Annotated in this window: 17 protein-coding genes; 6 read left to right on the top strand and 11 right to left on the bottom strand. The window is 68.4% G+C overall.

Annotated features, from left to right (window positions below):
- Positions 1-36 precede the first annotated feature (36 nt).
- The 5 genes from dmpG to ACNQFN_RS17060 form a co-directional block, all read right to left on the bottom strand.
- The gene (dmpG, locus tag ACNQFN_RS17080; RefSeq protein ID WP_418647057.1) at positions 37-1,071 is read right to left on the bottom strand and encodes a 4-hydroxy-2-oxovalerate aldolase; all 1,035 of its coding nucleotides are present in this window, start codon (positions 1,069-1,071) and stop codon (positions 37-39) included.
- Positions 1,072-1,097: 26 nt separating this feature from the next.
- The gene (locus tag ACNQFN_RS17075; RefSeq protein ID WP_418647056.1) at positions 1,098-2,024 is read right to left on the bottom strand and encodes an acetaldehyde dehydrogenase (acetylating); all 927 of its coding nucleotides are present in this window, start codon (positions 2,022-2,024) and stop codon (positions 1,098-1,100) included.
- A 93-nt stretch (positions 2,025-2,117) separates the two neighbouring features.
- The gene (locus tag ACNQFN_RS17070; protein ID WP_418648930.1) at positions 2,118-2,906 is read right to left on the bottom strand and encodes a fumarylacetoacetate hydrolase family protein; all 789 of its coding nucleotides are present in this window, start codon (positions 2,904-2,906) and stop codon (positions 2,118-2,120) included.
- A gap of 11 nt (positions 2,907-2,917) precedes the next feature.
- Positions 2,918-3,691 (bottom strand): glucose 1-dehydrogenase, encoded by a 774-nt coding sequence (locus ACNQFN_RS17065; RefSeq protein ID WP_418647055.1) that lies wholly within the window; start codon positions 3,689-3,691, stop codon positions 2,918-2,920.
- Between the two features lie 71 nt (positions 3,692-3,762).
- Entirely contained in the window at positions 3,763-4,740 is a 978-nt protein-coding gene (locus ACNQFN_RS17060; RefSeq protein ID WP_418647054.1) for a flavin reductase, read from the bottom strand.
- A gap of 207 nt (positions 4,741-4,947) precedes the next feature.
- Here ACNQFN_RS17060 and ACNQFN_RS17055 point away from each other — a divergent pair, with 207 nt between their 5' ends.
- Positions 4,948-6,384, top strand: a complete 1,437-nt coding sequence (locus ACNQFN_RS17055; RefSeq protein ID WP_418647053.1) for an aldehyde dehydrogenase family protein — start codon at positions 4,948-4,950, stop codon at positions 6,382-6,384.
- 113 nt (positions 6,385-6,497) lie between these two features.
- On the opposite strand, the gene ACNQFN_RS17050 is transcribed toward ACNQFN_RS17055, so the two are convergent.
- Positions 6,498-7,979: an FAD-dependent oxidoreductase gene (locus tag ACNQFN_RS17050; RefSeq protein ID WP_418647052.1), complete on the bottom strand. Its 1,482-nt coding sequence runs from the start codon at positions 7,977-7,979 to the stop codon at positions 6,498-6,500.
- Positions 7,980-8,211: 232 nt separating this feature from the next.
- Between ACNQFN_RS17050 and ACNQFN_RS17045 the strand changes: the two genes are divergently transcribed.
- From ACNQFN_RS17045 to ACNQFN_RS17030, 4 genes are read left to right on the top strand one after another with little or no spacing between them, the layout of a single operon-like run.
- Positions 8,212-9,885, top strand: coding sequence for an FAD-binding protein (locus tag ACNQFN_RS17045; protein WP_418647051.1), 1,674 nt, complete (start codon positions 8,212-8,214; stop codon positions 9,883-9,885).
- Between the two features lie 23 nt (positions 9,886-9,908).
- Complete coding sequence (locus tag ACNQFN_RS17040) at positions 9,909-10,670, top strand: SDR family oxidoreductase (protein ID WP_418647050.1); 762 nt, start codon at positions 9,909-9,911, stop codon at positions 10,668-10,670.
- Positions 10,671-10,683: 13 nt separating this feature from the next.
- Complete coding sequence (locus ACNQFN_RS17035; RefSeq protein WP_418647049.1) at positions 10,684-12,273, top strand: FadD3 family acyl-CoA ligase; 1,590 nt, start codon at positions 10,684-10,686, stop codon at positions 12,271-12,273.
- A gap of 46 nt (positions 12,274-12,319) precedes the next feature.
- The gene (locus ACNQFN_RS17030; protein ID WP_418647048.1) at positions 12,320-13,555 is read left to right on the top strand and encodes an NADH:flavin oxidoreductase; all 1,236 of its coding nucleotides are present in this window, start codon (positions 12,320-12,322) and stop codon (positions 13,553-13,555) included.
- A gap of 19 nt (positions 13,556-13,574) precedes the next feature.
- Here ACNQFN_RS17030 and ACNQFN_RS17025 read toward each other — a convergent pair whose 3' ends face one another.
- From ACNQFN_RS17025 to ACNQFN_RS17005, 5 genes are all read right to left on the bottom strand, one after another.
- Positions 13,575-13,997, bottom strand: a complete 423-nt coding sequence (locus ACNQFN_RS17025; RefSeq protein ID WP_418647047.1) for a type II toxin-antitoxin system VapC family toxin — start codon at positions 13,995-13,997, stop codon at positions 13,575-13,577.
- Between the two features lie 5 nt (positions 13,998-14,002).
- Entirely contained in the window at positions 14,003-14,260 is a 258-nt protein-coding gene (locus ACNQFN_RS17020) for a type II toxin-antitoxin system Phd/YefM family antitoxin (RefSeq protein ID WP_418647046.1), read from the bottom strand.
- A gap of 138 nt (positions 14,261-14,398) precedes the next feature.
- On the bottom strand, positions 14,399-15,181 hold the full coding sequence (locus ACNQFN_RS17015) for an enoyl-CoA hydratase-related protein (protein WP_418647045.1): 783 nt from the start codon (positions 15,179-15,181) through the stop codon (positions 14,399-14,401).
- Positions 15,178-15,558 (bottom strand): hypothetical protein, encoded by a 381-nt coding sequence (locus ACNQFN_RS17010; protein WP_418647044.1) that lies wholly within the window; start codon positions 15,556-15,558, stop codon positions 15,178-15,180. Before ACNQFN_RS17010 ends, ACNQFN_RS17015 begins: the two co-directional genes overlap by 4 nt.
- A gap of 29 nt (positions 15,559-15,587) precedes the next feature.
- The gene (locus ACNQFN_RS17005) at positions 15,588-17,225 is read right to left on the bottom strand and encodes a DUF1302 domain-containing protein (protein ID WP_418647043.1); all 1,638 of its coding nucleotides are present in this window, start codon (positions 17,223-17,225) and stop codon (positions 15,588-15,590) included.
- Positions 17,226-17,568: 343 nt separating this feature from the next.
- On the opposite strand from ACNQFN_RS17005, the gene ACNQFN_RS17000 reads away from it, so the two are divergent.
- A complete protein-coding gene (locus tag ACNQFN_RS17000) occupies positions 17,569-18,753 on the top strand; it encodes a CaiB/BaiF CoA transferase family protein (protein ID WP_418647042.1) in 1,185 nt (394 codons plus the stop codon).
- Positions 18,754-18,773: the final 20 nt, after the last annotated feature.

Raw genomic sequence — 18,773 nt, 5'->3', positions numbered from 1 at the left:
GCTGGCGGTATGCCGCGATGGCGTCTCGAGCGGTGTTCAGGCCGATGCCAGTTGCCGTGCCCTCGCCAGGCTCATCGCCGTATCCTCGATCATGTCCTCCTGTCCGCCGACCATGCCGCGCCGCCCCATCTCGACCAGGATCTCGCGCGCCGGCACGCCGTACTTCTTCTCCGCGCGCTTGGCGAACAGCAGGAAGGAGCCATAGACGCCGGCGTAGCCCAGCGTCAGCGCGTCGCGGTCGATGCGGATCGGGAAGTCCATGATCGGCACCACCAGGTCTTCGGCCACGTCCTGGATTCTGAACACATCCACGCCGGTCTCGATCCCCATCAGGTCGCACACCGCGACGAACACTTCCATCGGCGTGTTGCCCGCCCCCGCGCCCAGCCCGGCCGCGGCCGCGTCGATGCGGGTGGCGCCCGCTTCGAGCGCCGCCAGGCTGTTGGCCACGCCCATCGCCAGGTTGTGGTGGCCGTGGAAGCCGAGTTCGGTCTCGGGTTTCAGCGCATCCCTGACCGCGGACAGGCGCGCCTTCACCGTGTCGGGCAGCAGGTGCCCGGCCGAGTCGGTGACGTAGATGCAGTTGGCGCCGTAGCTCTCCATCAGCTTGGCCTGCTGCACCAGCCCTTCCGGGCTGTTCATGTGCGCCATCATCAGGAAGCCGACGGTGTCCATGCCGAGCTTGCGGGCCATGCCGATGTGCTGCTCGGAGACGTCGGCCTCGGTGCAGTGGGTGGCGACGCGGATGGTGGAAACGCCGAGCTCGTGCGCCATCTTCAGGTGATCGACGGTGCCGATGCCCGGCAGCAGCAGCGCCGAGACCTTGGCCTGCTTCATCAGCGGGATCACCGCGCCGAGGTAGTCCTCGTCGCTGTGGGCGGGGAAGCCGTAGTTGACCGAGCTGCCGCCCAGGCCGTCGCCGTGGGTGACTTCGATCAGCGGCACGCCCGCGTCGTCCAGCCCGGTGGCGATGGCCTTCATCTGCTCGAGCGTCATCAGGTGGCGCTTGGGGTGCATGCCGTCGCGCAGCGTCATGTCGTGCACGGTGACTTTCTTGCCGCGAAGTTCCATGTTCATCTCCTTCATCGGGCGGCCGTTCAGGCCACCATCGTTGCGCGGTTCGGTTCGAGTGTCAGGCGCCCGGCGAGGATTTCCTCGGCGAACATCTCGGCGGTGCGCGCGCCGGCCGCGGTCATGATGTCGAGGTTGCCGGCGTACCGGGGCAGGTAGTCGCCCAGGCCTTCGACTTCGAGGAAGACCGAGACGCGCTTGCCGTCGAACACCGGGCCATTGACCAGGCGGTAGCCGGGCACGTATTTCTGCACTTCGGCGATCATGGCGTGGATCGAGGCGGTGATCGCGGCCTGGTCGGGTTCGGTCTCGGTCAGGCAGTGCACGGTGTCGCGCATGATCAGCGGCGGTTCGGCCGGGTTCAGGATGATGATGGCCTTGCCCTGCTTCGCCCCGCCGACCTTCTCGACCGCGCCGGCGGTGGTGCGGGTGAATTCGTCGATGTTCTTCCTCGTGCCGGGGCCGGCGGACTTCGATGACACGGTGGCGACGATCTCGCCATAGGCCACCGGCTGCACGCGCGAGACGGCGGCGACCATCGGGATCGTGGCCTGGCCGCCGCAGGTGACCATGTTGACGTTCATTTCGCCTTTGCCGACGTGCTCGGCCAGATTGACCGGCGGTACGCAGAAGGGGCCGATCGCCGCCGGGGTGAGGTCGATCATCAGCACGCCCAGCTCATTGAGCTTGCGGCTGTTCTCGGCGTGGACGTAGGCCGAGGTGGCGTCGAAGGCGATCTGCACGCCGTCGGCCCGTACATGCGGCAGCAGGCCGTCGACGCCGTCCGACGTGGTCTTCAAGCCCAGTTCGCGCGCGCGCGCCAGGCCTTCGGAGGCGGCGTCGATGCCCACCATCCACACCGGTTCCAGCACCGCGCTGCGCTTGAGTTTGTACAGCAGGTCGGTGCCGATGTTGCCCGGGCCGATCAGCGCGCATTTGATCTTGTTGCTCATGAGATTCGTTCTCCGGAAGCACAGGGTTGCAGGACACGCAGCGGCGGGAGAGGGAGGGGGAAGCTGCCGCTGCGCGCCTGCAAGCGGAGGAAATCAGCTGAACGCGACCGAGCAGCGGCCGAGTCCTTCGATCTCCATGTCGAAACGGTCGCCCGCCCGCGCGGGCACCAGCGACGCCAGCGAGCCGGACAGGATCAACTCGCCGGCGCGGAACGGAATGCCGAAGCGGCCCAGGGTGTTGGCCAGCCAGGCCACGGCTTCGGCCGGGTGGCCCTGCGCCGCCGAACCCAGGCCTTCGCCGGCCGGCTCGCCGTTGCGCGTCATGCGCATGCGCACCGCCGCCAGGTCCAGTCCGGCGGGGTCGGTGTGCTGCTCGCCGATCACGAACACGCCGCAGGAGGCGTTGTCGGCCACGGTGTCCTGGATGCGGATCTTCCAGTCGTGGATGCGCGAATCGACGATTTCGAAGCAGGGCGCGACCCAGGCGGTGGCGGCCAGTACGTCGTCGCGGCTCACGCCGGGGCCCTGCAGGTCGGACTTCAGCATGAAGGCGATCTCGCCTTCGGCGCGCGGCTGGATCAGCCCAGCGGCGGCGAGCGGAATCGTCGCGCCGTCGGCATGATGCATCGCGTCGGTCAGGAAGCCGAAGTCCGGCTGATGCACGTTCAGCATGTCCTGCACCGGCTTGCTGGTGACGCCGATCTTCTTGCCGACGACCTTCTCGCCGTCGGCTTCGCGGCGCGCCAGCATGTGCAGCGAGATCCGGTAGGCGTCGTCGATGCCGATGTCCGGGTGGCGCTCGGTCAGCGGCACCAGTGTGCGGCGCTGGCGCAGCGCATCGTAGAGTTCGTCGCCGAGGCGATGGATCAGGGTGCCGTCCATGTCCGCCTCTTTCAACCCGGCCATACGCTGGATTCGGCGCCGCCGTCGACTTCGATGATCTTGCCGGTGACCCAGGCGGAGGCCGGCGTGGCGAGATAGAGCGCGGCGGCGGCGATGTCCTCGACTTCGCCGAGGCGCTGCAGCGGCGTGTTGCGGATCATGCCCTCGCGCATGTTGGCCGGCAGCGCGCGATCGAGCGCGGCGGTCATGATCGGCCCCGGCGCGATCGCATTGACGCGCACCTCGGGGGCGAAGTCCTGCGCCAGCAGGCGGGTGAGCTGGCTCAGTGCGGCCTTGGCGGTGCCGTAGGCGCTGAAGTGCGGCTGGGCATAGCGGGCGGCGCCCGAGGTGATGTTGAGCACGTTGCCGCCGCCGGCCGCGCGCATGTGCGGCACGCACAGGCGGGTGAGTTCGTAGGCCGACGTGACGTTGAAGCGGAACACGTGCTCGAACTTGTCGGCGGACATCTTCAGCGGGTCGTTGGGCCCGGAGCCGCCGGCGTTGTTCACCAGATGGGTGATGCGGCCGAAAGCCGCCACCGCGGCGTCGACCAGCTTCGCCAGTTGCGCCAGATCGGTGACGTCGCACTGCACCGCCAGCGCCCGCCGGCCGAGGGCGCGGATTTCTTCCGCGACCGCCTCGACGTCGGCCGGCGTGCGCGCGGCGCAGACCACGTCGGCGCCGGCTTCGGCGTAGGCCAGGGCGATGGCGCGGCCGATGCCGCGGCCGCCGCCGGTGACGATGGCGACCTGATTGTCCAGGTGGAAACGTTCGATGAGCGGCATGGGAATTTCCTTTGTCGTGATGCCGTTGAAGGGCTTGTCCCGGGGCGGGCGAAGCGGCCGGCTGGCGGGAATCAGCGTGGCGACCAGAGATCGGGCATGCCCGGGTCGCTGTTGGCGATCAGGCGCTTCAGCAGCAGCTTCAGGGCCATCGTGTCACCGGTGCCGAGTCTGGCGGCGATGTCTTCCTCGACCGCCTTTGCCAGCGCGATCTGGCGCAGCGAGGCTTCGCGGCCGTCGGCGGTCAATACGTAGCGATCCTCGCCTCCGTCGTCCTCGAGTGCGACCAGGTGCTGCGCTTCCAGCGCCGCCATCGAGTCGGCGGTGGCCAGCATGCCGGTATAGGCGATGAAGGCGTTCAGTTCGTCCAGCGTCAGGCGGTCGCGGATCGACAGCACCGACAGGATGAAGAAGGAGCGCTCGTCCAGTGCCTGGGTGTCCAGCAACTGCCGCAGTGCATGCAGCATCTGGTAGTGCGCGCGGCCCAGCAGGTAGCCGAGCAGGTCTTCGGTATAGCTGCATTCGGGCGGCGGCGTGGCGCCCAGGCGCACTTCCTCGCGCGGCCTGCGGGCGGCCAGTGCGTACTGGCCGCTCTGGAACACCAGCGGCGGGCGGTCGCTGTGATCGTAGGCCAGCACTTCGCCGACGAAGATGACATGGTCGCCGCCGTCGTAGCTGAAGGCGGTGCGGCACTGGAAACGTGCCGTGCAGTCCTTCAGCAGCGGCGCCTTGCCGATGCTTTCGTCCAGTTCGAGCCCGGCGAACTTGTCCTCGCCTTGGCGGGCGAAGCGGCCGGACAGGGCTTCCTGGTCTGCTGCCAGCACATGCACGTTCCAGTGCGTGGAAGTGGAGAAGGTCTGCAGGCTGCGCGCGTTCTTCGCCAGGCTCCAAAGCACCAGCGGCGGGTTCAGCGACACGGAGTTGAAGCTGTTGGCGGTGATGCCGACCGGCTCGCCATCCTGGGCCCGGGTGGTGATGATGGTGACCCCGGTGGTGAAGGTGCCGAGCGCGGCGCGGAATGCCTGGGGGTCGAAGCCCTTGTGCGTCGTCATGTCGTGTCTCGAGGGGGCGGAAGGAGAGGTGGAGCCGAGTATGGAATCCGGCCAGGGCAGGGTCATCGTCCCAACGGACTACCGTTTCGCATGGCGTTCCCCGGTCCTGCTCGTCCGATCGGACTACGCGGACGGCGGGGCTGCGGGTTAAGGTCGCGGCCTGGCGTATGCGTACGCTTTCCCGCCTCTCAAACCGGAGCGATTGCCGTGACGAAAGAGATCATCACCACCGCCGCGGGCCTGGCCGGCCTGCTCCAGCAACAGCGCAAGGCCTTCGCTGCCGCCGGCGCCGTGAGCGCCGCCGAGCGCAGGCGCCGCATCCAGACCGCGATCGACCTGCTGGTGAAACACCACAAATCCCTGGCCGAAGCAATGGACGCCGACTTCGGCGGCCGCCCCAGGGGCTACTCGCTGATGAACGACGTGCTCGGTTCGCTGACCTCGCTGAAGTACGCCCGCGATCATTTCGAACCGTGGATGGCGAGCGAGCCGCGCACGCCCTTTCCGCCCTACGACCAGTTCGGCGCCCAGGCCTGGGTGATGTACCAGCCCAAGGGCACGGTGGGCATCATCGGCACCTGGAACGCGCCGCTGTTCACGCTGTTCAGCCCCCTGGCGAGCGCGCTGGCCGCCGGTAACCGGGCGATCCTGAAACCTTCCGAAGTCGTGCCGCGTACTGCGCAGATAGTGGCCGAGGCCGTGGCCGATCTGTTCGATCCGCTCGAAGTCGGCGTCGTCACCGGCGGGCCGGAAATGGGCGAAGCCTTCACGTCCCAGCCTTTCGACCACATCGTCTTCACCGGCAGCACCCAGGTGGGCAGGGCGGTGATGCGCAACGCCGCGCAGAATCTGGTGCCGGTGACGCTGGAACTCGGCGGCAAGTCGCCGACCATCGTCGCCCGCAGCGCCGACCTCGCCACCGCGGCCTTCCGCATCGCCGCTGCCAAGGCGGCCAACGCCGGCCAGCTCTGCGTCAATCCGGACGTGGTCTACGTCGCCCGCGAGCAGCTCGAGGACTTCGTCGCCGCGCTCAAGCTCAGCTTCGGCGAACTGTTCCCGAGCGTGGCGGGCAATGCGGACATGGTGGCGGTGGTGAATGCCCGCCATCTGGCGCGCGTCGAAGCTTGCGTCGGCGACGCCGCCCGCGTCGGGGCGCGCGTCGAATGTGCGCCGGTCCCTGCAGCCGCTGACGCGACGGACCGCCGCAGGCCGCTCAGCATCGTCATCGACCCGCCGGCGGACAGCGCGATCATGCGCGAGGAAATCTTCGGCCCCGCCGTCGTCGTCAAACCCTACGACGCCATCGACGACGTGATCGCCGACATCAATGCCCGGCCGCGGCCGCTGGCCTTGTACTACTTCGGCGAGGACGAGGCCGAGCAGCAGCAGGTGCTGGAGCACACGCTGTCGGGCGGCGTGACGATCAACGAAGCGATGTTCCATGCGGCGATGGAGGACGCGCCTTTCGGCGGCATCGGCGATTCCGGCATGGGCCATTACCACGGCCGCGAAGGTTTCCTCGAATTCAGCCACACGCGCACGGTGTTCAAGGCGCCGGCCTACGATCCGCGCCGCGAATGGGGCCTGCTGCCGCCGTATTCCGATCAGTTCCTGGCGATGATGGAGGCGCAGGTCACGCCCTGAGCTTCGCCCCGGGCCTGTGCGCCGGGGGCTGTCTTCGCGGCGGCCCCTGCTGCAGGGAAACGCCGCGTCCGCCCGTCCGGGCGGCGCGGCGTTCCTTCGGCGAGGGTGCGCGCTCAGTTCCGCGCGGCGGCAAGCCCGGCCTGGCGGCCGAAGAAGGTCGAGTCGCCCAGCGACATGCCCGAACTATAGCCTTCGCCCCAGCGCGGCAGGCCGCAGGCGCTGCGGCCGGCGGCGTAGAGGCCCGCGATCGGCTCGCCGTCGGCATCGAGCACTTCGCCGCTGGGCAGGGTGTGCAGCCCGCCCATGGTGAAGGCGTGGGCCTTGAGATCGCCGATGCAGTAGCTGAGCGCGGCGAAAGGCGGCTCGGCGAGCGGGCGCAGCCAGTCCGCGGCCTTGTGGAACAGCGGGTCCCGGCCCTCGGCCGCATTGCGGTTGAACTGCGCGACCGTATGCACCAGGCTGCCGGCGGGCAGGCCGAGTTCCTGTTCCACCTCCGCCCAGGTCTCGCCCACGGCCGCGACCTCGATGTCGGGCTGGATCAGTGGGCGGCCGAAGATCCCGCCATCCACCAGCAGCCAGGCCTTGCCCTCGGGCTGGCGCAGCACGTAGTGGCCGACGCGGCCATGGTAGGCATCCTCGTTGATGAAGCGCTCGCCGCGCGCGTTGACGAAGATGCCCTTGACCAGCGATGCCGGCGGGAAGAAGGGGATGGTGGCGAAGAACTGGTCCATGTGCAGGGTGGCGCCGCCCACGCTCATGCCCATGCGGATGCCCGAGCCGTCGTCGTTGCCGCCGGAAACCACGTCGGTGCAGGCCAGCGCGGCGGGCGCGAAACGCGCGACCATGGCGCGATTGACGATGAAGCCGCCGGCGCACAGGATCACGCCCTTTCTCGCGCGCACGTATTTCAGCTCGCCCTCGACGCGCACCACCACGCCGGCGATGCCGTGGGCCTCGTCGACGATCAGGCTCAACGCCCGGCTGTTGCAGTGGACGACGGCGCCCACCGCCTGCGCGCGCGCGCACAGTCTTTCCATCAGGATCTTGCCGCCCCCCCAGCCCTTGAACTGGGCGGTGTGGCCGCGCGGCGCCGGCCTGGCTTTTTCGCTGAACGGCCAGGCGGCCTCGCTGCCGGACCACACCAGGGTGTCGTCGGTGGTGGGTTCGATCCACTTGCCGGGCAGGTAGGTGCCCTTGAAGGGGACGCCCTGCGCTTCCAGCCAGTCGAAGTGGGCGACGGCGTTCTCGGCGTAGAGGCGCACACGCGCCGCATCGGCGCCGGGGCCGCCGGCCATCATCAGGTAGGTGTAGAGGTCTTCCGTGCTGTCCTCGAAACCATTTGCCTTCTGCACCCGGGTGCCGCCGCTGCCGCCGACATAGACCTCGCCGCCGGACAGCGAGGCGCTGCCGCCGGGGGCCGCTGCCACTTCGAACACATGCACGTCGGCTCCGGCCTCGCGTGCCTCGATCGCCGCGCAGCTGCCGGCAGCGCCGAAACCGATCACGGCGACGCCGGTCTCGATGTCCCAGCGCGGGACGTCCTCGACCCGGCAGGGGCGGGCGGGGCTGTGGATGGGAGGGGTGCTTCGTGTCATGCCTTGCTCCATGTGTGTCCGTAAGTCGGATCCGTGCGCACGATTTTCGGCACGGGCGGGTGCGGCGGCATCCCCCGATTGAACGATGCCGGGGCCGTTCCGGGGGCGAACGCCCGCGTCTAGTCCGCATTGACGATGAAGGGCGGCCGGGCTGGCGCCACCATCGCCGACATTCAAACAGGATCGGGGGTGGAGCGTGAGCATGCAGGAACGGTCTCGGACGGACTGGGACGTGATCGTCGTCGGATCCGGCGCTGGCGCCATGACTTCGGCGGTGGTCGCTGCCGACCAGGGGCTTTCGGTGCTGGTGGTCGAGAAGAGCGACAAGTTCGGCGGCACCTCGGCCATCTCGGGTGGCGGCATCTGGATACCCGGCAACCACCATTTCGCCGCCAAGGGCGGCAAGGACAGCCACGACAAGGCCTTGCAGTACATCCTGGCCGCCGGCGGCGGCAAGGCGGATGCAACCAAGGTGCGCGCCTATCTCGAGCATGCGCCGAAGATGATCCGGTACCTGGAGGACAAGTCCCGGGTGCGCTATGCCGTGGCCGAGAAGTACCCCGACTACTACCAGCACCTGCCGGGCGCACTGCCGGGCGGGCGATCGCTCGACCCCGAGCTGTTCGACACCAGCACGCTCGGCGACGAACTGGACAACCTGCGCCGCCCTTCGCCCTCGACCCTGCTGATGGGGCGCATCGCCTGGACCGCGCGCGACGCGCATGTGGCGATGGCGCGAGAACGCGGCTGGCGCCTCAAGATCCTGGGCCTGATGCTGCGCTACAAGCTCGACTTCAAGTGGCGCAGGAAAACGAAAAGCGACCGCCGCGCGGGTCTCGGCAGTGCGCTGGTGTGCGCGCTGCGCGCCTCGCTGATGGACCGCGAGGTGCCGTTGTGGCTGAAGACGGATTTCCGCGAACTGGTGCTCGAGGGCGATCGCGTCACCGGCATCGAGGTGGTGCGCGAGGGGCGCAAGATGACGCTCACCGCCCGCCGCGGCGTGATTCTCGGTGCCGGCGGCTTCGAGCAGAACCAGGCGCTGCGCGAAAAATACCTGCCGCAGCCCACCCAGGCCGCCTGGAGCGCGACCCCGCCGGGCAACAACACCGGCGCGGCGCTGGAAGCCGGCCTGGCCGCCGGTGCGGCGACCGACATGCTCGACTGGGCCTGGTGGGCGCCGACCATTCCGGTCGTGGGCGAAGACAAGCCGCGCGGCATCTTCGCCGAGCGTGCCTTCCCCGGCGCGATCGTGGTCAACAGCCTGGGCAGGCGCTTCTGCAACGAAGCCCAGGGCTATCTCGAATTCGGCGACGCGATGTACAAGGACCGCGCGGCCACCGGCGGCGGGAACGTGCCGGCGTGGTGCATCTTCGACGCCCACTTCCGCTTCAACTACGCGATGGGCCCGCTGATGCCGGCGCAGATCATGCCCGACGGCCGCCTGCGCAGGGAATGGCTCGGCAGCGTGTACTGGAAGGCGGATACGCTGGACAGCCTCGCGCGCCAGATCGGCGTCGACCCCGCCGGCCTCGCCGACACGGTGGCGAAGGCGAACGAGTACGCCCGCACGGGCAAGGATGCGGACTTCGGCCGCGGCGACAGCGTGTTCGACCGCTACTACGGCGACGTCAACGTCAAGCCCAACCCCTGCCTCGCGCCGATCCGCAAGGGGCCGTTCTACGCCATGCGCATGGATGCGGGCGACATCGGCACCAAGGGCGGGCTGCTTACCGACGCCCATGCCCGCGTGGTGCGCCCCGACGGCTCGCCGATCGAGGGGCTCTACGCCATCGGCAACACCTCCGCTTCGGTGATGGGCACGGCCTATCCGGGGGCGGGTGCCACCATCGGGCCGGCGATGACCTTCGGCTACATCGCCGCCCATCACATCGCGGCCAGCGCGTGACGGAACATCGGGAGATTCAGGACATGGCAGGAAGGATCGAAGGCAAGGTGGCGCTGGTCACCGGCGGTGCGAGCGGCGTCGGGCGTGCCGCGGTGGAACTGTTCGTCGGGGAGGGCGCGCGGGTCGTGTTCACCGATCTCGACGTCGCCGGGGGCGAGTCGCTCGCGTCCGCGTTCGGCGGCAGGGCGCTGTTCATCCGCCAGGACGCGGCCTCGGCCGCCGACTGGGACGCGGCGATGGCGGCGGTGCGCGAGCGTTTCGGCCGCCTCGACATCCTGGTCAACAACGCCGGCATCCTGCTGAAGGGCTCGATCGAGGACGCCACCCTGGACGACTGGCAGCGCCTGATGCGGGTCAATGCCGACAGCGTCTTCCTCGGCTGCAAGGCCGGCGTGGCGATGATGAAGGACGGGGGCGGCGGCTCGATCATCAACATGTCCTCGATCGCCGGCATCGCCGCCAAGGACGACTACGCCGCCTATGGCGCTTCCAAGGCCGCGATCGCCGGCCTCACGCGCGCGGTCGCCGCGCACTGCCGCCGGGCCAAGTACCGCATCCGCTGCAACTCCATCCATCCCGACGGCATCATGACGCCGATGACCGCCGGCAGCTATCCGCAAGGCGTGGATCCGGCGCGCTTCACCATCGACGCCGACCCGATGAACCGCGCCTGCCTGCCGGCCGACGTCGCCGCCGCGATCCTGTTCCTCGCCGAGGATGGCTCGCGCGCGGTCAATGGCATCGAGCTGCGCGTCGACAGCGGCCAGTTCGTCATGGGCATCTGAGGCACAGCGTCCCATGACCGAAGCCTTCGTTCCGCTGCTCGCCCGCAGCCTGCCCGCACTCGTCCTCGAAGCCGCGGCCCGCCACGGCGAACGCATCTTCATCGAGGACGGCGACACCCGCATCGACTATGCTGGCCTGCCGGCCCGCGTGTTCGCCGTCAGCCGCGCCTTGATCGCCCACGGCATCGACGCCGGCGACCGGGTCGCGATCTGGGCACCCAACCGCGCCGAATGGATCATCGCCGCGCTCGGCATCCACTGCGCCGGCGCGGCGATGGTGCCGATCAACACCCGCATGAAAGGCGCCGAGGCAGCCGACATCATCGGCCGCAGCGGCAGCCGCATCCTGTTCGTCGTCGACCGTTTCCTCGACACCGACTACCCGGTGATGCTGGCCGGCTGCCGGCCGCCGACGCTGGAAAAAGTCGTCGCCATCGGCGAGGCCGGGCCGCACGCGGATACCGATTGGGCCGCTTTCCTGGCCAGCGGCGAAGGCATCGACGAAGCGCAGGCCCGCGCGCGCGCCGAGGCCGTGCAGCCCGGCGACATCTCGGACCTGATGTTCACCTCCGGCACCACCGGCCGCCCCAAGGGCGTGATGAGCGCCCACTACCAGGTCATCCAGGCCTTCACCGCCTACGTGCAGATCGCCGGCATCCGCGCCGGCGACCGCTACCTGATCGTCAATCCCTTCTTCCACACCTTCGGCTACAAGGCCGGCTGGGTGACCTGCCTGATCGCCGGTGCCACCGTGCTGCCGCATCCGGTGTTCGACGCCGAGGCGGTGTTCCGCCGCATCGAGGCCGACCGCATCAGCGTGCTGCCCGGGCCGCCGACGCTCTACCTGTCGATGCTGGCGCATCCCGGGCTGACGCAGACCGATCTGTCCAGCCTGCGCGTGGCCGTCACCGGCGCCTCGACGATCCCGCCGGTGCTGATCGAGCGCATGCGCCGCGAACTGGGCTTCGACGTCGTCCTCACCGCCTACGGCCTCACCGAATGCGGCGGGCTGGCGAGCTGCTGCGAAGCCGACGACGACGCCGAGACCGTCGCCCTGACCAGCGGCCATGCCATTCCCGGCACCGAATTGCGCATCGTCGATGCCGACAACCGGCCGCTGGCCGCCGGCGAGACGGGAGAAATCTGCCTGCGCGGCTTCCACGTCATGCAGGGTTATTTCCAGGACGGCAAAGCCACCGCCGAAACCATCGATACCGAAGGCTGGCTGCACACCGGCGACGTCGGCACGCTGGATGCGCGTGGCTACCTGCGCATCACCGACCGCCTCAAGGACATGTTCATCGTCGGCGGCTTCAACTGCTATCCGGCCGAGATCGAAGCCGCCCTGACCGAGCACCCCGCGATCGCCCAGGTGGCGGTGATCGGCGTGCCCGACGAACGCATGGGCGAAGTCGGCTGCGCCTGCGTGGTGCCGCGCCCCGGCCAGATGCTGGACGAAGCCGGCCTGATCGCCTGGTCGCGCGAGCGCATGGCCAACTACAAGGTGCCGCGCCTGGTGCGCTTGTTCGACGCGCTGCCGGTCAATGCGTCGAACAAGGTCGACAAGAACGCGTTGCGGGCGCAACTGCGTGTTCCTGCGTGAATCTGCCGCGCCGCCTGCCAGTTCCGCCCACGCCAGCGAGGTGCATATGAACCAGAACCAGGATCGCGACACGCTGTTCAGCCCCTTCAGGCTGGGGCCGCTCACGCTGCGCAACCGCTTCATCCGCGCCGGCGCCAACGAGGGCATGGTGCTCGACGGTGCGCCGACCAGGGCGCTGCTCGAGCACCACCGCAGCATGGCCGCCGGCGGCGTCGGCCTGACCACCGTGGCCTACGGCGCGGTCGCCAAGGTCGGCCGCACCTTGCCCAACCAGGTGTGGATGCGCGCGGAAATCCTGCCCGACCTGAAGGCGCTGGCCGACGCCGTGCATGCCGAAGGCGGCGCCATTTCCTACCAGCTCACCCATGGCGGTTCCTTCGTCACCTCGGTGAAGGTCGAAGGGCCGACCATGAGCGCCTCGGGCGGCTTCAACAAGGCCGGCTTCATGCGCGGCAACTTCTTCCAGCGCGCGATGACGCGCGCCGACATGGATCTCGTCGTCGGCCAGTTCGTCGACGCCGCCGAGCTCTGCGCTCAGGCGGGTTTCGACGCGGTCGAGATCCACATGGGCCACGGCTACCTGCTCAACCAGTTCATCTCGCCGCTTTCCAACAAGCGCCGCGACGAATACGGCGGCAGCGCGGAGAACCGCGCGCGTTTTCCGGCCGAAGTGCTGCGGCGGGTCAAGGAGGAGGTCGGCCAGCGCATGGCGGTGCTGGCCAAGATCAACGTCGCCGACGGCGTGCCCGGCGGCGCCACGGTGGATGACGCCATCGTCACCGCGCGCCTGCTGCAGCAGGCCGGCGCCGACCTGCTGGTGCTGTCCGGCGGGCGCAACATCGAATCGGGCTGGTTCATGTTCGGCAGCAACTTCGACATGGACGAGATGAAGAAGGTGCTCAAGGGCAACTGGCTGACTGGCTTGATGATGAAGGCTGCGCAGTTCGGCACGCCCAGGGTCAGCTTCCGCGAGATGTACTTCCTCGAATATTCGCGCCGCATCCGCGCCGCGGTGGATGTGCCGCTGGGTTATCTCGGCGGCGCGCGCTCGCTGGCCAACGCCGAGCAGGCGATGCGCGAGGGTTTCGACGCGGTGGTGATGGCGCGGCCGCTGATCCACGATCCGCGCCTGGTCGACAAGTTCCGTCGCGGCGAAACCGCGGCGTCGGGCTGTACCAACTGCAACCGCTGCATTCCCTACATCTACCACCCGGCCGGCACGCGGTGCGTGCTCAACCCACCCAACGACCCGGCGCTGAACCGGGTGCGGGCGGCGGGCTGAGCGGCCGGGTCAAGCCTTTTCAAGTACCGGGAGTATCCGTCTTCGTGAACGGATCGAAGACCTCGACGCCCAGCGTCTTGAAGTCCGCAACATTGCGCGTCACTACGGTCAAGCCGTTGGCGCTGGCTGTTGCGGCAATCATGGCGTCCTCATACAGCGTGTCGGACTTGCGGTGCATCAGCTTTGCCCAGGCGCGGAAAGCCGCCGCGTCCATGGGCAATACGTTGTAGGCTTCGGCAACGAGCCCCAGCCATGCTTCGATTTCGGCGGCCTTGGCTTCATCCTGTTCGCGTGTCATTTCGATGCCTGCCTGAATCTCGCCGAGCGTGACGGCCGACAGAAACAGGTGCGCATCATCCACGGACTGCAGCCACGACACCACGCCTCCATGGGGCCTGGGTTTGCGCAGCTCGGAGACGACGTTGGTGTCCAGCAGGTACATGCTCGTCACCGCAGGGCTGCGACCGGGCGCCGCCTGGCTCGTCCGCGAGGCGCGACAAGCATTTCGGCGCGGGCCTGGTCGGACAGCAGCAACTGCTTCAGCGTCGGGCGCGCAGCGGCCTGCAGTCTCAACCATTCCTGCACGGGGACCAGTACGGCGGTTTCCGTACCGCGCCTGGTCACCATTTGCGGCCCCTCGGAAAGGCAAGCGTCCAGGAACTCGCTGAATCGCGCTTTCGCATCCTGCACCGGCCATGTATGCATGATCGATCTCCTCAACCAAACCAGTCATGTGACTAGTTTGGTGGTGAGTGGCTCGGTTGTCAAAAGGTGCGTCGGTATCAGCGGACGGATCGTCTTCCTTGGAGGCAGGGAAACCGAGTGGAAAACTGCGGGGGAAACTCAACGTCCCTCGAACTTCGGCGGCCGCTTCTCGATGAAGGCCGCCATGCCTTCCTTCTGGTCGTGCGAGGCGAACAGCAGGGCGTTGGCGCGCCGCTCCATCGCCAGCGCGGCTTCGAGCGGCGCGTCCATGCCCAGCAGGATGCATTCCTTGATCTGCTCGGCCGCCAGCGGCGGCATCGCGGCGATGCCGCGCGCCAGCTCGATCGCGGTCGAAATCACCTGCGCGTCCGGCACCAGGTCGCTGACCAGGCCGGCGGTCCAGGCTTCGTGCGCGCTGATCGGCCTGCCGGTCAGCGCCATGCGCATCGCCTTGGCCTTGCCCACCGCGCGCACCAGGCGCTGGGTGCCGCCGATGCCGGGCATGATGCCGATGCGGATCTCGGGCTGGCAGAAGCGCGCGCCCTCGCCGGCGACGATGATGTCGGCCAGCATCGCCAGCTCGCAGCCGCCGCCGTAGGCATAGCCGCACACCGCGGCGACCACCGGCTTGGGGCAGTGCTGGATCGGGCCCCACACGCGCTCGGTATGGCGCCGGGTGATCTCGATCGGGCCGGCGCCGGCCATGCTGGTGATGTCGCCGCCGGTCAGCACGATGCAGCGCACGCTGTCGTCCGCCGCCAGTTCGGTGAAGCGCCGCGACAGCAGCGCCTGCAGCTCCAGCGACAGCGCGTTGGTGGCCTCGGGGCGGTTCAGGCGCAGCAGCGCGACGCCGCCGTCCAGGCGTTCGAGCAGCAGCGGCGTGGCCGTCTCGGGCGACGGTGGCGTGGCTTCGGCGGTCATGAAGACTCCATGCGGGCTCCCGGCGGCGGCTCTGCGGCCGCCGGGCCCGGAGCGGGGTGGGGGATGGGGCGATTATTCCGCCCGCGGCGCAAGCCGCTCATCGTCCGTTCAGACGACGAACGGCAAGGGGGGCGGGCGGGGTCGATCGGATGCCTGCCGGTGCCCTTGAAGTCCACGTGCGGCGGCACGCCGAGCCATTTGCCGCTCCATTCGGGGATCGAGCCGTCGGCATTGCCGGCCTTCTCGGCGCCGATGCAGTTCAGATCCTTGCCGAGGCGGGCGATCTCGTCTGCCGTGGCTTTCGCATGCGCGCTACCGGCGGCGAACGGCAGGGCGAGCGCTGTGGCGACCGCCAGGCCGATGAATTTGGGTTTCATGTTCGATTCCTTGTTCCGTTTCATCGGGATCAGAAGGTGTATTTCGCGCTCAGCGAGACGTAGTCGCGGTCGGCCATCGTGCGGCCCTCGGCGATGCTCGGCGAGCCGAAATAGCCGACGTAGGTCAGGCCGATGCTGAAATTGCCCAGGTACTTGAATTCGGCACCCAGCGTCAGCCGCTTCTCGTCGCGGCCCATGCCGCTGAAGGCGCTGCCGGCGGCGTTCTGGGTCCAGATCACCTTGGTGGCCAGGTCCCAGCCCGGGAAGACGGACGGATAGTCGAAGAGCGCGCCCAGGCCGACCAGCGTCGAGCCGCGTGTCTGGCCCTCGTAGGTGTAGTCGTCGTAGCGTCCGATGTCGAAGCCGCCCGTGGTGATCGCAAGATCATCGACCTTGTGGATGCGCTGATGCACGATCTCGCCCATCAGCGTGGTCTGGTGTGCCAGCTTCGACGGTCCGAGCATGTAGACCGCGTTCACGTTGCCCTGGAAGTAGCTGCCGCGGGCAGGTGCGGCGCCGAGCGGGGTCATCACATAGACCGGGGCGTTGTCGCGGTAGCTCAGTTCGCCGGCGAACTGCACCGCGTCGCCGATCTTGGAGCTGAGGCTGATGCCGGTCAGCTCGATGTCGTCGAAATAGGCGAGCTTGTAAGAGGGCGCGCTGCCGGGCGAGGCGCAGCGGCCGAAACGGGAGAACGACGAGTAGGTCGTATCGCCGCTGAAATCGAAGAACATCGCGCCGACACGGTCATGGTAGCGGTAGTAGTACAGGCCCAGTTCGGTGGCGTCGCTGACCTGGTAGCGCGCGCCCAGGCCCCACTGGCCGGAGTCGCGCGGCTTGATCTCACCGGCGAAGTTGACCGCGGTGTAGGTATTGTCCGGCAGCGACGTGATCACCCCGGAGGCGAGCCGGTAGAACTGCGCACCCGGGCCGAAGAAGTCGGAAGCGAAGTAGTCGCCGACCGGATTGAGCCGGGTCTTCTCCCATTCGTACTGATAGAAGCCGGTCAGGGTCAACTGGTCGTTCAGCGTGAATGACGCCGACAGCTGGCCGACCGGCAGATAGCCTTCCTTGGCTTCGGTGCCCGGCACGTTGAAGACGGTGGCGTCGACCGGCGCCTGGCCCTGGCTGATGTTCGGCCAGAACATGCTCTCGCCCCAGGCCAGCACGTGGCGCCCGGCCTTCACCGACAGGTACTGCTGCTCGCCCAGCGCCCAGTTGCCATAGACGTAGGCGTCGAGGATGCGCGAAGAGCGGCCGCTGTCGCGGCGGGTGGTGGCGGTGAACTCGTCGTGGGGGCCGATCTTGTTGACGGTGGCCGGCGAGTCGTTGTCGTTGTCGTTGCGGTAGGCCGAATCGTAGAAGGTCGATGCGCGCAGCATCGCGCCGAGATTGTCATGGCGCAGGCGCAGTTCGCCCAGGACGTTGGTGCGATTGGTGATGAGGCCGCCGCGGTCGAAGTTGCGCGTGCCGTCGTCGTAGTTCGGATCGGCGAGGTATTCGCGCGCCGCCTTCTTCAGCCGGCTCGACATCGTGTGCGAGAGCGTCACCGAATAAGCCAGGCTGGTGTCTTCGCCGAGATCGATCGTCGCTCCGGCATGGGCTGCGGGCGCAGCGGCCAGACCGATTGCCAGTGCCAGCGGTGAAAAGGCGATTGCCGGTTGCACCTTGTCCCCCCGTTCTTTTTTCCTGATGGGCATCCCATTCCCCTTTGGTTCTGTGGCTCGGCACCGATGGAGGTGCCGCAACGGGAGACTTCCATGCCCTTCCTGCCGGCGCATCACTCATTCGGATTACTTCCGCGAAGGGCCGTTTTTGATGTTCCAACGGCCGCATTTGAGCCAATCACGAAGTCATTGCGCGACGACGCCGGTACTAGACTCGCTTCCAGCAATTGTTGTTGCGGCGCGCCGATGGTGCAGCAGGGGCCGGGCCGCCCGGAGCCGTCTGAAGGCTTGCGCTGCAGCGCCCGACGGCGGCGTATGCGGCGAATCGAACGAGGAAACAGAGATGGATCGTCCTCTCGACGACGTGGTCGTGATCGACCTGACACGCTTGTTCTGTACATCCCTGGGGGCTGCCTTCCTGGGCGACTTCGGCGCGCGCGTGGTGCGCCTCGAGCCGCTGCCGCAGAAAGCGGCGCGCACGGCCGCCGGCTGGAACCACGAAGCCGACCTCATCCACCGCAACAAGGAAAGCCTCGCCCTCGATGTGCGCAGCGGGCAGGGCATGGCGCTGCTCCACGAACTGGTGGCGAAGGCGGACGTGCTGCTGACCGACTGGAGCGCGCCCGAACTCGCGGCGCTGGGAATCGACCATGCCGGGGCCAGCGCCCTGCGCGCCGACATCGTGTTCGGCCGGCTGTCCGGCTTCGGGCCGCAGGGGCCGGACAGCGGGCTGCCGCCGATCGACGAACTGGCCGCCGCCCGCACCGGCATGATGCCTATCCTGCCGCAGCCCGGGCAGCCGCCGGTGTATACCGGCGCCGGTGCCATGCACTCGACCGCGATGCTGGCCTTCGGGGTGGTGACGGCGCTGCTGCACCGCGCCGTTTCGGGCGAGGGGCAGGCGGTGGACGTGTCGCTGTTCGGCGCCAACATGTACGGCGCCGCGCTCGACATCCAGGCCTTCCTCGCCATCGGCAAGGGCGACCGGCTGCTCAACCCGATCTCGCGGCTGGACGTGTCGAACCCGATGTCGGGCGCGCTGTACCGCAGCGCGGACGGACGCTGGGTCACGCTGACCATGCCCGACACCGACCGCTGGTGGCCGGTGTTCTCGGCCGCGGTCGGCATCGCCGCCGACGATGCGCGCTTCGACACCCACGACAAGCGCACCGAATCCCATCGGCTCGAACTCATCCACGCGCTCGAGGCCGCCTTCGCCACCCGGCCGGGCGGCGACTGGCGCCGGGTGTTCATGGAAAAGCAGCTGTCGGCCGACGTCATCGAACGTTTCGACTACCCGGCCGCCGATCCGCAGGCCCGCGCCAACCGCTACATCCTCGAACTGGAACACCCCAGTTTCGGCACGGTGAAGAGCCTGGGCTTCCCGGTTTTCCTCAGCGAGGGCACGGCGCGCCTCGACCGCCTCGCGCCCTGCATCGGCCAGCACACTTCGCAGGTCCTGCGCGACCTGCTCGGCTATTCGGAAGACGCCATCCACGCCTGCCGCAGCGCAGGCGTGGTGGCATGAAGGCAGCACAAGGAGAGTGC

The organism is Thauera butanivorans (assembly GCF_048398245.1).
Lineage (GTDB): Bacteria > Pseudomonadota > Gammaproteobacteria > Burkholderiales > Rhodocyclaceae > Thauera > Thauera butanivorans.
This window is presented reverse-complemented; position numbering and strand designations above follow the sequence as displayed.

What these genes read in the sequence shown, in the direction of transcription:
- dmpG (WP_418647057.1), bottom strand. Translation starts at nt 1,071, where the DNA reads ATGGAACTTCGCGGCAAGAAAGTCACCGTGCACGACATGACGCTGCGC.
- ACNQFN_RS17075 (WP_418647056.1), bottom strand. Translation starts at nt 2,024, where the DNA reads ATGAGCAACAAGATCAAATGCGCGCTGATCGGCCCGGGCAACATCGGC.
- ACNQFN_RS17070 (WP_418648930.1), bottom strand. Translation starts at nt 2,906, where the DNA reads ATGGACGGCACCCTGATCCATCGCCTCGGCGACGAACTCTACGATGCG.
- ACNQFN_RS17065 (WP_418647055.1), bottom strand. Translation starts at nt 3,691, where the DNA reads ATGCCGCTCATCGAACGTTTCCACCTGGACAATCAGGTCGCCATCGTC.
- ACNQFN_RS17060 (WP_418647054.1), bottom strand. Translation starts at nt 4,740, where the DNA reads ATGACGACGCACAAGGGCTTCGACCCCCAGGCATTCCGCGCCGCGCTC.
- ACNQFN_RS17050 (WP_418647052.1), bottom strand. Translation starts at nt 7,979, where the DNA reads ATGACACGAAGCACCCCTCCCATCCACAGCCCCGCCCGCCCCTGCCGG.
- ACNQFN_RS17040 (WP_418647050.1), top strand. Translation starts at nt 9,909, where the DNA reads ATGGCAGGAAGGATCGAAGGCAAGGTGGCGCTGGTCACCGGCGGTGCG.
- ACNQFN_RS17035 (WP_418647049.1), top strand. Translation starts at nt 10,684, where the DNA reads ATGACCGAAGCCTTCGTTCCGCTGCTCGCCCGCAGCCTGCCCGCACTC.
- ACNQFN_RS17030 (WP_418647048.1), top strand. Translation starts at nt 12,320, where the DNA reads ATGAACCAGAACCAGGATCGCGACACGCTGTTCAGCCCCTTCAGGCTG.
- ACNQFN_RS17025 (WP_418647047.1), bottom strand. Translation starts at nt 13,997, where the DNA reads ATGTACCTGCTGGACACCAACGTCGTCTCCGAGCTGCGCAAACCCAGG.
- ACNQFN_RS17020 (WP_418647046.1), bottom strand. Translation starts at nt 14,260, where the DNA reads ATGCATACATGGCCGGTGCAGGATGCGAAAGCGCGATTCAGCGAGTTC.
- ACNQFN_RS17015 (WP_418647045.1), bottom strand. Translation starts at nt 15,181, where the DNA reads ATGACCGCCGAAGCCACGCCACCGTCGCCCGAGACGGCCACGCCGCTG.
- ACNQFN_RS17010 (WP_418647044.1), bottom strand. Translation starts at nt 15,558, where the DNA reads ATGAAACCCAAATTCATCGGCCTGGCGGTCGCCACAGCGCTCGCCCTG.
- ACNQFN_RS17000 (WP_418647042.1), top strand. Translation starts at nt 17,569, where the DNA reads ATGGATCGTCCTCTCGACGACGTGGTCGTGATCGACCTGACACGCTTG.